Origin of the sequence: Roseburia sp. AM51-8 (assembly GCF_003478275.1) — a bacterium.
In the GTDB taxonomy this organism is placed as follows: Bacteria; Bacillota; Clostridia; order Lachnospirales; family Lachnospiraceae; genus Pararoseburia; species Pararoseburia lenta.
In genome coordinates, this window is the sequence record NZ_QUEY01000002.1 from 105,002 (window position 1) to 118,253 (window position 13,252).

At 46.9% G+C, this 13,252-nt stretch carries 17 protein-coding genes, 1 tRNA gene and 3 pseudogenes; 18 read left to right on the forward strand and 3 right to left on the reverse strand.

The genetic code is table 11. From position 1 onward, the window contains the following. Position 1: 1 nt before the first annotated feature. Complete coding sequence (locus DW996_RS04115; protein ID WP_118534950.1) at positions 2-289, forward strand: hypothetical protein; 288 nt, start codon at positions 2-4, stop codon at positions 287-289. Then, on the forward strand, positions 256-864 hold the full coding sequence (locus tag DW996_RS04120; protein WP_147403521.1) for a hypothetical protein: 609 nt from the start codon (positions 256-258) through the stop codon (positions 862-864). The genes DW996_RS04115 and DW996_RS04120 overlap by 34 nt, the downstream gene beginning before the upstream one ends. Here DW996_RS04120 and mobA read toward each other — a convergent pair. Then, positions 861-1,484: a molybdenum cofactor guanylyltransferase gene (mobA, locus tag DW996_RS04125; protein WP_118534952.1), complete on the reverse strand. Its 624-nt coding sequence runs from the start codon at positions 1,482-1,484 to the stop codon at positions 861-863. The two genes, DW996_RS04120 and mobA, sit on opposite strands and share 4 nt — an antisense overlap. An 88-nt stretch (positions 1,485-1,572) precedes the next feature. Here mobA and DW996_RS04130 point away from each other — a divergent pair, with 88 nt between their 5' ends. The 7 genes and pseudogenes from DW996_RS04130 (at position 1,573) to rsmI (ending at position 7,565) form a co-directional block, all read left to right on the forward strand. After that, positions 1,573-2,889: an aminotransferase class I/II-fold pyridoxal phosphate-dependent enzyme gene (locus DW996_RS04130; protein ID WP_118534953.1), complete on the forward strand. Its 1,317-nt coding sequence runs from the start codon at positions 1,573-1,575 to the stop codon at positions 2,887-2,889. A gap of 120 nt (positions 2,890-3,009) precedes the next feature. Beyond that, a complete protein-coding gene (locus DW996_RS04135; RefSeq protein WP_118280607.1) occupies positions 3,010-3,612 on the forward strand; it encodes a guanylate kinase in 603 nt (200 codons plus the stop codon). A gap of 3 nt (positions 3,613-3,615) precedes the next feature. Beyond that, a complete protein-coding gene (locus DW996_RS04140; RefSeq protein ID WP_118280606.1) occupies positions 3,616-4,056 on the forward strand; it encodes a YaaR family protein in 441 nt (146 codons plus the stop codon). Positions 4,057-4,072: 16 nt separating this feature from the next. Further along, a complete protein-coding gene (gene holB, locus DW996_RS04145; protein ID WP_118280605.1) occupies positions 4,073-5,065 on the forward strand; it encodes a DNA polymerase III subunit delta' in 993 nt (330 codons plus the stop codon). Beyond that, a pseudogene (locus DW996_RS04150) lies at positions 5,062-5,939 on the forward strand (PSP1 domain-containing protein). The gene holB and the pseudogene DW996_RS04150 overlap by 4 nt, the downstream one beginning before the upstream one ends. Next, positions 5,939-6,677: pseudogene (locus DW996_RS04155) on the forward strand (tRNA1(Val) (adenine(37)-N6)-methyltransferase). The pseudogenes DW996_RS04150 and DW996_RS04155 overlap by 1 nt, the downstream one beginning before the upstream one ends. Positions 6,678-6,728: 51 nt before the next feature. After that, positions 6,729-7,565 carry a 16S rRNA (cytidine(1402)-2'-O)-methyltransferase gene (gene rsmI, locus DW996_RS04160; protein WP_118534954.1) on the forward strand — a complete coding sequence of 279 codons (837 nt, stop codon included), beginning with the start codon at positions 6,729-6,731 and terminating at the stop codon, positions 7,563-7,565. Here the strand turns inward: rsmI and DW996_RS04165 are convergent. After that, complete coding sequence (locus tag DW996_RS04165) at positions 7,560-9,317, reverse strand: DUF885 domain-containing protein (RefSeq protein ID WP_158575190.1); 1,758 nt, start codon at positions 9,315-9,317, stop codon at positions 7,560-7,562. The genes rsmI and DW996_RS04165 overlap by 6 nt on opposite strands. 115 nt (positions 9,318-9,432) lie before the next feature. Here DW996_RS04165 and DW996_RS04170 point away from each other — a divergent pair, with 115 nt between their 5' ends. From DW996_RS04170 to rpsR, 8 genes are all read left to right on the forward strand, one after another. Next, on the forward strand, positions 9,433-10,020 hold the full coding sequence (locus tag DW996_RS04170) for a nucleoside recognition protein (RefSeq protein ID WP_118280600.1): 588 nt from the start codon (positions 9,433-9,435) through the stop codon (positions 10,018-10,020). Beyond that, the gene (locus DW996_RS04175) at positions 10,017-10,541 is read left to right on the forward strand and encodes a spore maturation protein (RefSeq protein ID WP_118534956.1); all 525 of its coding nucleotides are present in this window, start codon (positions 10,017-10,019) and stop codon (positions 10,539-10,541) included. The genes DW996_RS04170 and DW996_RS04175 overlap by 4 nt, the downstream gene beginning before the upstream one ends. 79 nt (positions 10,542-10,620) lie before the next feature. Next, the gene (locus tag DW996_RS04180) at positions 10,621-11,094 is read left to right on the forward strand and encodes a divergent PAP2 family protein (protein ID WP_118280598.1); all 474 of its coding nucleotides are present in this window, start codon (positions 10,621-10,623) and stop codon (positions 11,092-11,094) included. 67 nt (positions 11,095-11,161) lie between these two features. Next, positions 11,162-11,235 (forward strand) — tRNA-Met (locus tag DW996_RS04185). Between the two features lie 60 nt (positions 11,236-11,295). Beyond that, positions 11,296-11,502 (forward strand): DUF951 domain-containing protein, encoded by a 207-nt coding sequence (locus tag DW996_RS04190; RefSeq protein WP_118280597.1) that lies wholly within the window; start codon positions 11,296-11,298, stop codon positions 11,500-11,502. A 103-nt stretch (positions 11,503-11,605) separates the two neighbouring features. Beyond that, a complete protein-coding gene (gene rpsF / locus DW996_RS04195; protein WP_118280596.1) occupies positions 11,606-11,896 on the forward strand; it encodes a 30S ribosomal protein S6 in 291 nt (96 codons plus the stop codon). Positions 11,897-11,916: 20 nt separating this feature from the next. Next, positions 11,917-12,351 carry a single-stranded DNA-binding protein gene (locus DW996_RS04200; protein WP_118280595.1) on the forward strand — a complete coding sequence of 145 codons (435 nt, stop codon included), beginning with the start codon at positions 11,917-11,919 and terminating at the stop codon, positions 12,349-12,351. 21 nt (positions 12,352-12,372) lie between these two features. Next, entirely contained in the window at positions 12,373-12,624 is a 252-nt protein-coding gene (gene rpsR, locus DW996_RS04205) for a 30S ribosomal protein S18 (RefSeq protein ID WP_118280594.1), read from the forward strand. A gap of 89 nt (positions 12,625-12,713) precedes the next feature. Here rpsR and DW996_RS04210 read toward each other — a convergent pair whose 3' ends face one another. Next, positions 12,714-12,926 carry a winged helix-turn-helix transcriptional regulator gene (locus DW996_RS04210; protein WP_118534957.1) on the reverse strand — a complete coding sequence of 71 codons (213 nt, stop codon included), beginning with the start codon at positions 12,924-12,926 and terminating at the stop codon, positions 12,714-12,716. Positions 12,927-13,006: 80 nt separating this feature from the next. Here DW996_RS04210 and DW996_RS04215 point away from each other — a divergent pair. Next, positions 13,007-13,240, forward strand: a pseudogene (locus DW996_RS04215) (pyridoxamine 5'-phosphate oxidase family protein); the annotation flags it as partial. Positions 13,241-13,252: the final 12 nt, after the last annotated feature.

The following is a 13,252-nucleotide window of genomic DNA, read 5'->3' on the forward strand; positions in this document are numbered from 1 at the left end:
CATGATAAACGAAGCATGGATCAAGACAAAGAGTCAGGAACTGGATATTCCTTTTTCCCATATTTTAAGTGCCTATGTCCTGGAGACAACGGTGCGCATCTTGGCAGAATTGGCGGATGCCAAAGACTTCTGGCTGGAGGACAGTGACAGGCTGGGGCTGGATGTTTATAAGAAATCGGTCTCAGAGAAGGTCCGCTACTATTATACCGGTGGCAAAGCTTCAAGGAGATCAAAGAGCGGATCCGACAAGATTTATTGCAGGCATATGAAAAAGAAGGATTTGGCGTAGAACTGGTTTCCGAGGAAAAAGAAGGTCAGGGATTTCAGATGAACTTTTCCATGGAAGTCTGCGGCATGTATGTGCCTTTTCGCGTCAGTCTTCTGCCTTTTGGCGGAGAGCATATTTTTCCAAAGGAAGAAAATCTGCGGCTTTTTTTGGAGAATAACAAGACGATCGGTATATACGCATACCCGGTAGAGCAGATCGCGGCGGAGCATCTGCTGCCCATCGTAAAGCAGTTGGAATTGTTGCAGGACATGGAGCACTACCAAAAACTATACGAGATCCTGAGCAAATACCCTTTGGAGGGACGCAAGGTACAGGAAAGTTTAGGGGCCTTGTGCCGCAAAGACCATGTAAAATGCAGTGCCTTGGTATGGGAAAGTCTGAGCGGATACGGTACATACACTTATATGGAAAAGAAATGGAAAAGCCTTTTGCGTAAGGTGAAGAAAAAAGAGCCAGCCTGGCAGGAAGTGCACGGGCTAATCTGTAGGTTCTTAGAGCCTATCTGGGAAAAACTGATGGAAGATCAGATCTTTTTTGGCGATTGGATGCCGCAACTGGGCAGATTTTTGGACTAATGGCGGATGCTGCTGATGTCCTGTAACTGGTGGAAAAGGGCATAGTAATAGGAATCGCGGTCGCTCAGACGATAAAATTGGTCTTCAAAAGGCATGGTCGAGCAGAGCGCAACATCCGAAACCGGCACATAGTTGATATAGCACTTGGCTTGGATCTGGCTGTTGGTGCGGTTGTTCAAAAGGATGGACTTGCCAAAGGCAGGAATACACGCCTTGGAATACACGCAGGCGATGGTGTCGACATAGTGATCGCGCAGAGCCAGCGAACAGGCATCGTAGTTTTCGGATGCCGCAAGCAGGTGCTTGCAGAGTGACGGCTGGATAAAAGGTGTATCAATGGTTACAAAAAAAGCACGGTTTTCAACGATCATGGTAAGGCTGCTCAAGATCGCCCCTATGGGACCGGCATTGAGATAGATGTCAGGTATCTCCGTGACATCCAGATCCAGATGTCCGTAGTCACCACGCTGGTTGACAGACAGGTAGATGCGGTCAAAGTGGGGCGCAAACTTGTGCACCATATATTCTAATAAGCATTCATCACCGAATGGCAGCAGTGCCTTATCGGTTCCCATGCGGGAACTGTCACCACCACATAAAATGACCAAAGCCTGACTCATTGTAACCTCCAACAAACACGCGAAAAGCCATCCGCGTTTTTTCATGTAGATACTATTATAAGATGATAGAGGGAAAAAGAAAAGAAAAATGTTAGATCATAAATTAAGAGAACTGGCAGATTCGGACTTTTATCCGTTTCATATGCCGGGACATAAGAGACAGCAGACCGGGCTGGAAGACCCATATGCCATTGATATTACGGAGATCCCAGGATTTGACAATCTGCATGATCCACAGGGGCTTATCTTAGAAGCCATGGAACGTATGGCAGGGCTTTATCATGCAAAAAAGTCCTATCTTCTGGTCGGAGGATCGACTTGTGGCAACCTGACAGCAGTCTTTTCCGCTCTGCCGCAAAAGGGATGCATCCTCATGGGACGGGGCAGCCACAAAAGTATTTATCATGCTGCTTGGCTGCGGCAGTGCCGGATCGTCTATACCTATCCCAAGGTAGGGCAGATCGGCATGATCGAGGGAACGTCGATCGCAGAATATGAGCAGGCTTTGCAAGTCAACCCGGATATCGGAGCCATCGTGGTGACATCGCCGACCTATGAAGGGATGATCGAACCTCTGGATGAGATCGTGGCACTGGCACATGCAAGGGGGATCCCGGTCATTGTGGATGCGGCACACGGCGCGCATCTGGGCTTTGATCCCTATTTCCCAAAGTCTCCGCTGGAAAGCGGGGCAGACCTTGTCATCATGAGCCTGCACAAGACCCTGCCTGCGCTGACCCAGACGGCGGTGCTTCACGTCAATGAAAATTCACTTGTTTCGGAAAGGCAGATCGAGACCTATCTGGATGTATTTGAGACCAGTTCGCCGTCTTACGTCCTGATGGCTTCCATATGTCAGTGCATCCGCTTTCTGGAAGAAGAAAAAGCGGCATTTGGGGTATATGCCTCTCGTTTGCAGGACTTTTATAAAAAGTGTCAAAGTCTGGAAAAGATCCGTGTCTCTTCTTTCCCGGGGCAGGATCCGGGCAAGATCGTGATCGACGTATCAAAGACCTGGCTTTCCGGGCATGCGCTGGAAGAGATCCTCTTGCAAAAATATCATCTGGTTCTGGAAATGTCTTCTTTTTCCTATGGACTTGCCATGACAAGTGTCATGGATAGTGAAGAAGGATTTGTCCGTCTTTTTGAGGCACTAAAAGAGATCGATCGGGAAGCCAGTGCAAGAGATACAGACGATCCCTGCCGGACGGGGCAGGTCTTATACGGGCGCGGGCAAAAGGTCATGGAATATCATGAGGCAATGGAAAAAGCGAAAGAACGCTGTGCTCTTGATCAGGCAGAGGGCAGGATCGCAGCGTCATCGGTCGCCATCTATCCGCCGGGTGTACCATTGATCGTACCGGGTGAGCGGATCGATCAGGAGTGGATCGACCTCTTAATCTAGCCCAAAAGCAGGGGCTGACCATTACCGGGCTTGTGGATCATGGGCTTTTCGTTGTCATTTGAGGTGGACTATATTATACTAGATGGTAAGCGCATTCTATAGACAGGCAGAGTAAGGAACATGGGAAAGATTTTTTGTATCATAGGAAAAAGTTCAACAGGAAAAGATACCTTATATCAGCGCATTTTGGGACGGCATGATCTTGCCCTGCGCCAGATCGTGTCTTATACGACCAGACCCATCCGCGCAGGTGAAGTGGATGGGATCGAATACCATTTTTGCACACATGAGGAAAAAGACAGGCTGCTGGCATCCGGCAAGGTCGTGGAGATCCGCAGTTATAATACCTGTCATGGCATCTGGGACTATTTTACCGTTGACGATGGCAACATTGATCTGAGCAGATATGACTATCTGGTGATCGGAACGATCGAGTCCTTTGTCAAGTTGCGGGATTACTTTAGTCAGGATGCGGTTCTTCCGATATATATAGAAGTAGAGGACGGCGTGCGCCTGCAAAGAGCACTGGATCGTGAGCGGTGCCAGAAGCATCCAAAGTATGAGGAAATGTGCCGACGATTTTTGGCAGATGCCGCAGATTTTTCCAAGGAGAAATTGCAGGAGGCAGGCATCCACAGGATTTTCTATAACGAGGACTTGGAGTGCACGGAAGAGGACATCGTATGCTTTATGCGCGAAGTCATGATGAGTGAGGAAGGCTAGCCTATGGATTTAAAGGTAAATGATGTGTCGGGCGTGACGCAGACACAGGAAGTGAATCAGACAAAGCCTACGGATGACGGATTTAAGTTCACCTTGGCGAGTGCCATCGATGATGCGGAATTAAAGGAAAAACTGTCGGGGCTGATGGATGAGATCACGGAGCAGGGAAAGAAGATCTCGGAGCACATGGATATCCGGGATATGAAAAAATACCGCGGTCTGGTCAAGGATTTCATGAATGAAGTCGTCAATCGTTCCCACAAGTTTTCCAGAGAGAACTTTTTGGATCGCCGGGGACGTCACCGCGTCTATGGTTTGGTAAAATTAGTGGATAAAAATCTGGATGATCTGGCTGGAGAACTGGTCAAGGAAGAAAAAGACCATCTTGCCATTCTTGGAAAAGTCGATGAGATCCGGGGATTGCTTCTGGATATTTCCACCTAAAACGGAGTAGTTTAAAATGAAGTTTGCAGACATAAAAGGACAAGAGGATATCAAAGAGCATTTGCAGAACGCGATCGCTTTAGGCAAAACGTCCCACGCTTATATTATCAGCGGGGAGAAGGATGCCGGCAAGATGATGTTGGCGGAGGCATTTGCCCAGACTCTTTTGTGTCAGGACCGGGGCAAGGATGCCTGCGGAAATTGTCATTCCTGCAAGCAGTGCCAGAGCCACAACCACCCGGATATCCGCTATGTTTCGCATGAAAAGCCAAATACCATTTCGGTGGAGGACATCCGACAGCAGATCAATAACGACATTGTCATCAAGCCTTATGCGAGCGAATACAAGATCTATATTATGGATGAGGCGGAAAAGATGAACAAGGCGGCGCAGAATGCCCTGTTAAAGACCATCGAGGAACCACCGCATTATGCTATTATCTTTTTGCTGACCACCAATGCAGCAGGATTTTTGCCGACTATTTTATCCCGTTGTGTGACCTTGGAATTAAAGCCGATCTCTGCGGATATCATCCGAAAAGAGTTGATGGAGCATCACAACATGCCGGATTATCAGGCAGATGTCTGTGCCCAGTTTGCCCAGGGGAATCTGGGAAAAGCCATCAAATTGGCATCTTCCGAGGAATTTAACGAAATGAAATCCCATATGACCTCTCTGATGCGTCGTATGGAAAAGATGGATGTCTTTGGTATTTCCCAAGCCGTCAAGGAATTGGAGGAATACAAGCCTAAGATCGGTGATTATTTGGATTTGATGAACATCTGGTTTCGAGATGTGTTATTATATAAGGCGACAGGTGATGAGAGAAAGATTACTTTTCAGGATGAAAAGATGATCATAAAAAGACAGGCAAGTGAGTGTTCTTATCACGGGCTGAATACCATCATTCAGGCAGAGAATACCGCAAGGCGGCGGATCGCCTGCAATGGCAATTACAATTTGGCAGTGGAACTCATGTTGCTTTCAATAAAGGAGAATATTGCATGATAAAGATTGTTGGTGTGCGTTTTCGCACCGCAGGTAAAGTATATTATTTTGGACCCAAGAACTTAGACTTAAAGATCGGTGACCGCGTGATCGTTGAGACTGCGCGTGGTGTTGAGATGGGAACAGTTGCCGTAGCACCAAAGGAAGTGCCGGATGATGAGGTTGTCCAGCCGCTAAAGACTGTCCAGCGTATCGCGACCGAGGAAGACTTAAACGGGCAGAGAAGAACAAGGAAAAAGAAAAAGAGGCTTTCAAGATCTGTCAGGAAAAGATCAAAAAGCACAAACTGGAAATGAAACTGGTGGACGCAGAGTACACCTTTGACAACAATAAACTGCTCTTTTACTTCACGGCAGACGGCAGGATCGATTTCCGTGAACTGGTAAAGGATCTGGCATCGGTATTCCGTACCAGGATCGAGTTGCGCCAGATCGGTGTGCGTGACGAGACCAAGATCATGGGCGGGATCGGCATCTGCGGCAGACCACTCTGCTGTAGTTCTTATCTGACAGACTTTGTTCCGGTTTCCATCAAGATGGCAAAAGAGCAAAATCTTTCCCTGAACCCGACTAAGATCTCCGGGGTCTGCGGCAGACTTATGTGCTGTCTGAAAAATGAGCAGGAGACTTACGAGTATCTGAACAGCCAGTTGCCGAATATCGGGGACTATGTGACGACACCGGAAGGGATCCGCGGACAGGTTAAGGCGGTCAGCGTCCTTCGTCAGCGCGTCAAGGTATTGATCGAGCAGAATGATACCAAGGAAGAGCGCGACTATGCAGTAGGAGACCTCAAATTCAAGGCAAAGCGCAAGAATATCAAGGTCACAAAAGAAGAATTAAAAGAGTTGGCAAAACTCGAGGATAATAAATAATGGCAGGATCATTTTTACATGAGGGTGAGCGGCTGGATGAACTGCAACGCAACGGTTACAAGATCATCCAGGATCCCAAGCGTTTTTGTTTTGGTATGGATGCTGTGCTTTTGTCCGGCTTTGCAAGGTAAAGCGCGGAGAGGAAGTGCTGGATCTTGGCACGGGAACCGGGATCATTCCCATCCTTTTAGAAGCCAAAACAGAGGGGCAGCATTTTACCGGTCTGGAGATCCAGCCGGAGAGTGCTGACATGGCGGCAAGGAGTGTGGCTTACAATCACTTGGAGGACCGCGTTTCCATTGTCACAGGAGATATCAAAGATGCAACAAATATTTTTGGGGCATCTTCTTTTGATGTTGTGACCTGCAATCCGCCCTATATGACTGACCAGCATGGCATCAAGAATGACGGCGATGCCAAGACCATCGCCAGACATGAAGTGCTCTGTAATCTGGAGGATGTGGTATCACAGACGGCAAAACTCCTTCGTCCGGGCGGCAGATGTTACTTTGTGCACAGACCTTTCCGCTTGGTGGAGATCTTATCCACAATGAGCCGTTACAAGGTTGAGCCAAAGCGGATGCAGCTAGTCTATCCCTATGTGGATAAGGAACCCAATATGGTTCTGATCGAGGGGATGCGGGACGGAAAATCCAGGATCACGGTAGAAAAACCTCTGATCGTATATCAGAGTCCGGGCGTTTATATGCCGGAGTCTACGATATTTACGGTTATTAAATGCTTGCGGGATAAAAGTAGAGCAAAGATAACGGAAAGGAGTGCCGGAGTATGGCAGGTATCTTATATTTGTGTGCGACACCGATCGGAAATCTGGAGGATATGACCTATCGTTGTGTCCGCATTTTAAAAGAAGTGGATCTGATCGCTGCTGAGGATACGCGAAATTCCATAAAACTTTTGAACCACTTTGAGATCGACACGCCCATGACAAGTTATCATGAGTTTAATAAGATCGAAAAGGCGCGTACATTACTGGCAGCCTTAAAAGATGGCAAAAATATTGCCGTTATCACAGATGCCGGGACACCGGGCATTTCCGATCCGGGCGAGGAACTGGTGGCGATGTGTTATGAGGAAGACATCGAGGTCAATGCCGTTCCGGGTGCGGCTGCCTGTATCACTGCGGTGACGAGTTCCGGACAGGCGTGTCGGCGTTTTAGTTTTGAGGCATTTTTGCCAAAAGACAAAAAGGAGCGCGCGCGTGTATTGGCAGAGATGCAGCAGGAGACACGCACCATGATCGTTTATGAGGCACCGCATCATCTGCGTGCGACCTTGCAGGAACTTTATCAGGCACTCGGCGACCGCAGCATCACGCTCTGCCGGGAACTGACCAAGCGTTATGAGGAAAAGAAGAAAATGACGCTGGCGCAGGCTGTGGATTATTACAGGGAAAATGACCCGCGCGGTGAATATGTCCTTGTCATTTCCGGTAAGTCCAAAGAAGAGGTCATGCAGGAGGAGCAGAGCCGCTGGGAAGATTTGAGCATTGAGGAGCATATGCAGATCTATCTGGATCAGGACTACAGCAAAAAGGACGCCATGAAAGCCGTAGCCAAAGACCGTGGCGTCAGCAAGCGCGATATTTATCAGGCGCTTTTATGATGTTCCAAGCAGGGCATCCCGCAGGATATCAAAAGGCGCAGGTCCGGTCTGTAATATCTTTTTATGAAATTCCATATAAGAAAAATCATCTTTTTTTGCATCCTTATAGTCTTTCTGTAGGGATGCAAAATTCATATAGCCTACATAATAATGCAGGTAATTTGCAGGATCTTCCACGATCAACTGGTAGATCTGATCGACGACATCTTGATCTTTGATCCCATAATTTTCTAAAAACTCCAAAAGACTGGCACGATCCCAGCCATAATAATGGATGCCAATGTCGGCAGAGGCATAGAGACTTAGGACAATGCTCTCATTGAGGGCTAGGACGGACGCAAGTTGATCCGGCAGTCCGGCGTATTGATAAGACATATATTCCACATAGGTAGCCCAGCCCTCGGTATATGCCGGAAAGGATAAAAGGGCGCGCACCGGTTCCAATCCGTACTGATAGGACATGGCGGTCTGGTAAAGATGACCGGGAAAACCCTCATGTGCCATGGTGGTAAAGAGGGAAGTCGTGTCGGCATTGCTGTCTGGATTGTAAAAAATATTGTGATAGCCACCAGAATCCAAAGGCGCGATCAGATAGTAGGCGGGCGCACTGGTCTGCCGCAATTGTGGCGCAATTTCATGGATGGTGACGGTAACATTTTCACAAGTAGGAAAGTCATTTTGTATAGAATCCTGTAAATGCTCGATCATGTCATCGGCTGTTTTTAGGGGGCAGGTATAAGAGCCCAGCATGGACGCTAAGGCAGGATTGTGGGCAAAGAGGTCAGCCATTTGGAACAGGTCTTCCTGACGTTTGGCAGCGATTTCTTGGAAAACCGTATAGGGACTTTCCTTTGTGCCGGTGTTTTTTCTGACCAGAAGGGCGTAGTATGTACGTCCTTTTTCTTTGACAGAAAGACTTCCATTATCGTCTGTTTTGTCAATAATCGACGATAATTGATTAGAAAGCGACAAATAAGACGGTAAAACGACATCATAAATGATCGACTGATTCCGGGAGATATAGGACGTTTTTTCCGCTTCATCTAAAAAGGCAGCGTTTTTTATGCGGTCGTCAAAAGAAGTCAGAAGCAGGTGGTCCGCCTGCACCTGTGAAAAAGAGGTACAAAAATCAATGGTCTGTTGCAACGAGTCTGTGTTTTCCATAAGCCCCAATTTGGTCTGTTCTGTAGCAAAGGCATAGATCTGTCCGAAGTAGATATCCATTTCTTCTAAGAGGGACAGGTAACATTCAATATCCTCGGTATCGTGAAAGGAAAAAGAGGACAAAAGAACCGGCAGGGAAGAAGGAATACCGGCGGTCGGCGAGAGCAGATTTTGATAGTAGTAGTAGTCGCCCAGTTTTTCCTCCAGACCATAGTAATCCTTCATAAGGTCATAGACCAGCCTTTGCCGGGCAGTCAGATTATTGCGGTCAATGTCCTTTAAACGGTCAAGCAGATTTTTGATCTCATCCATTTCCTTGATATGTTCTTCCATGGTCAGTGTGCAGAGCGTCTGGTCCGAAAAAGTGATATGATAGGCATCCGGGTTTTCTAAAGTAAAGTGGCAGGACATAGGATCGGCTTCCATCTGCCTGCAAAACCAATCGTCTGTCAGATCCTCAAAAGTATCTGCATCGCTGGTCTGACCCGCATCAAAAAGCCTTGCATTTCCCAGATCCTCTTTGCTGCAGCCTACCGCCGAAAAGGCGATCAGGATAGCAAGGATCAGACAAAGAAATCGTTTTCCCATAATGCCTCCCAAAGAAATACCATAGTTACAGTGTATGTACAATGAAAAAAAATATGATTTCCGGCATAGATTTTCCTTAAAATTCATACATATGAAAAAAAGTCTTGGAGTGCCTATGAATTATCTTTGGGCAGGCATGCTTTTACTTGGCATCGTCTATGGAGGCTTTCGGGGAGAGATGGCAGCAATCACGGAAGCGGCACTTTCCTCTGCAAAGGAAGCCGTTTCTCTTTGTATCACATTGCTTGGTGTCATGTGTTTTTGGGTAGGTATGATGAACATTGCGCAAAAGAGCGGACTATTGCGTACTCTGGCAGAAAAACTGGATCCCCTGCTGAACTTTTTATTTCCTACATTAAAAAAGGAGACCAAGGCAAAAGAATATATCGCGACCAATGTCATCGCCAATATCTTTGGACTTGGCTGGGCGGCAACACCGGCAGGACTTTCTGCCATGCAGGAATTAAAGAAGGTCAGCCGGCAGAAAGAGGGCGTGGCAAGCCGGGAAATGTGTACTTTTCTGGTACTCAATATTTCTTCCCTGCAACTGATCCCGGTCAATATGATCGCCTATCGCAGTCAGTACGGATCGGCAAATCCATCCATGATCACGGGACCTGCCATTCTTGCGACCGCGATCAGCACTTTGGTTGCCGTGATCTTTTGTAAACTGGCATGTATGGGGCGGGAGGATCGGCTATGAAATTGCTTCTATATATATCCGATGCCATCATCCCCATTCTCTTGTTTATCATCCTTTTTCACGCCCTGCTTGGCAAGGGAAGGGTCTATGAGGATTTTCTGGAGGGGGCGAAAGACGGCTTTCACACCGTGATCGGCATTATGCCGACGCTGATCGGGCTTATGTGTGCGGTCGGTGTCCTGCGTGCTTCCGGCTTTCTGACGGATCTGGCAGTCTGGTTGGGAAAGATCATACCCGAGGATGTCTTTCCCTCCGTGCTTCTTCCAGCGGCTATCGTAAAAATGTTTTCCTCCTCGGCGGCGACCGGACTGGTCTTAGATATTTTTAAAGAATATGGACCGGACAGCAGCAATGGGCTGATTGTATCTTTGATGGGATCTTGCACGGAGACCATCTTTTATACCATGTCGGTCTATTTTATGAGTGTCGGCATCCGAAAGACCAGATGGACGCTGGCGGGCGCGCTGGTAGCGACTTTGGCGGGGCTGATCGCCAGTGTGATCCTGGGGCGGATGCTATAGGAACTGTACAAATTTTCAAATTCGTAGTAATATAGGGAAACTTGGTGACATATATTATAGAAGATAAGGAAGAAAACAAATGAACATGCTCATGGATCTCATCACAAACCGTATATTTGTGGCAACGGCGGCTGCCTGGCTGGTGGCGCAAGTCTTAAAGGTTATCATTGACGCGGCAAAAAATGGTTTTTCCGCGGAACGTCTCACGGGAAGCGGCGGTATGCCAAGTTCACATTCAGCCACAGTTACGGGCCTGGTCGTTTCGACTGCTATCGTGGAGGGACTGGGAGGATTTCCTTTTGTTATGGCTTTGTTTTTTGCTATTATCGTGATCTACGATGCAGCAGGCGTGCGCATGGAGACAGGGCGCGAGGCGCAGTTGCTCAACCGTCTTTTGGAGCGGGATAAAGCCGAGGGCAGAGAGCCTTTGTACGAAGGAAACTTAAGAGAAAAGATGGGGCATACCATACCGGAGATCATCGTCGGTATGATCTTAGGCGCGGTCGTGGCAGTCATTGTCTGTAGTATCATGCAGGGGCTGATCGCATACTGATGTCAGATCTTGTCGATGACAAAAATTTGACAATCCGGGATAAGAAGCCTATAATAAATAACGTTGACGCGGGATGGAGCAGTCTGGAAGCTCGCCGGGCTCATAACCCGGAGGTCATAGGTTCAAATCCTATTCCCGCAATTTTTTAGGAGATGTCCGATAGGATGTCTCTTTTTTACATCACAAACCAAAGGAAAGCGTATGGAGAACAAGTGGGATTTTCAGGTAAATGATATTGTAACCATGAAAAAGAAGCACCCTTGTGGGAGCGACCAGTTTCGCATCCTGCGTGTGGGAGCCGATTTTCGTCTGGCATGTCTGGGATGTGGGCATCAGATGATGCTGCCGCGCACAAAAGTGACCAAGGCATGCAAAAATGTTTTGCACGAAAATGTAAAAAAGGCTTGAAAAAGCGGGAAAATCATGGTATCATATCAACTCGTGGTATATTAAAATATCCTTGCTTTGCCGTATATTGCAAGGCCAAAAGACCAAAAGGAGGTAAAATCGCATGAACAAGTATGAATTAGCACTCGTTGTTAATGCTAAGATCGAAGATGATGCGAGAGCAGCAGTCGTTGAGAAGGCACAGGGTTACATTACCCGTTTCGGCGGCGTTGTCAGTGAAGTAGAAGATTGGGGTAAGAAGAAGTTAGCTTACGACATCCAGAAGATGAGCGAAGGTTACTACTACTTCATCCAGTTCGAAGCAGAAGCTGATGCACCTGCTCAGATCGAAGAAAACGTTCGTATTATGGATAATGTTCTTCGTTTCTTATGCGTCAGAAAAGACGAGGCATAGATAGTAGATAAGGAGTAGGAATGAATAGACTGATTATGATGGGTCGCTTGGTAGCAGATCCGGAAGTAAGATATGGGGCAGCCAATGGTTCTGCTGTAGCAAATTTTAGAATTGCTGTAGATAGAAGATTCAAGAGAGATGGAGATCCGGATGCAGATTTCTTCCGTATCACTGCTTTTGGACGTCAGGCAGAGTTTGCTGAGAAATATCTTAGAAAAGGTACCAAGATCTTATTGGAAGGTGAAATCAGAAACAACAATTACACCGGAAAAGATGGGAACATGGTATATTCCGATCAGATCATTGCGAATTCCATTGAGTTTGCAGAGAGCAAGAATGCTCAGTCAAACAATGGATTTGGCGGCGACATGGGAACTCCGGCACCGAATACAAACGCTGGAGACGGTTTTATGAACATTCCGGATGGTATTGAAGAAGAATTGCCATTCAATTAGCATTGATTAGGAGGTAGCGTCATGGCTTACAATAAGACAGCAGATGGTTCAAGAAGAAGACCAATGCACAGAAGAAAGAAAGTCTGTGTATTCTGTGGTAAGGACAACGTGATTGATTACAAGGATACAGCAAAGTTAAAGAGATACATCTCAGAGAGAGGTAAGATCCTTCCTCGTCGTATCACCGGTAACTGTGCAAAGCATCAGAGAGCTTTAACTGTAGCAATCAAGAGAGCTCGTCACGTAGCACTTATGCCATATGTTTGCGAATAAGATTCGTAGATAAGATATAGTATTCCAAAAGGAGCATTTCCGTAGAGATATGGGAATGCTCCTTTTTTGTATATAAGAAAATAGGTGGTTTATTCCCGTAAAAAGGACGCCTTGTAGGCGGTGCCCCATTCTGCCATTGCCGTGATGATGGGGCGCATGGATTCGCCCAGATCCCTTTTTAATTCATTGAAACGCCAAGGGCGTGACATGAGGTTTCGAATGATCAGTATCTTCCATTTACTTCCGATCAGTTGCAATGTGGTTGCAACCGGACAAGCCGGTAATTCTTCTTTGGTCAGCATAAAATCATAAGCAGGAACAGGAAATGTTCAAAAAAAGAAAAATGGAGGAAGATTTCATGGAAAAAGTAGTAGAATTTTTACAGGAAAATCCGCAGATTGAGATCTCCGTATCCAGCCCAACTTATGCATGGATCCGTCTGCATGGAAAAGCAGTTTTTGAGGACAACATGCAGGCAAAAGAAATGTGCATCGCCAATCCTATTGTCAAGAGCCAGTATAAGACCGCGGATAACCCAATTTTTGAAGTATTTTATTTGGAAGATGCGCATGGTGTGATCGCGGACTTTTCAGGAAATCCACCATATGAATTTTAAAACAGTGATGAG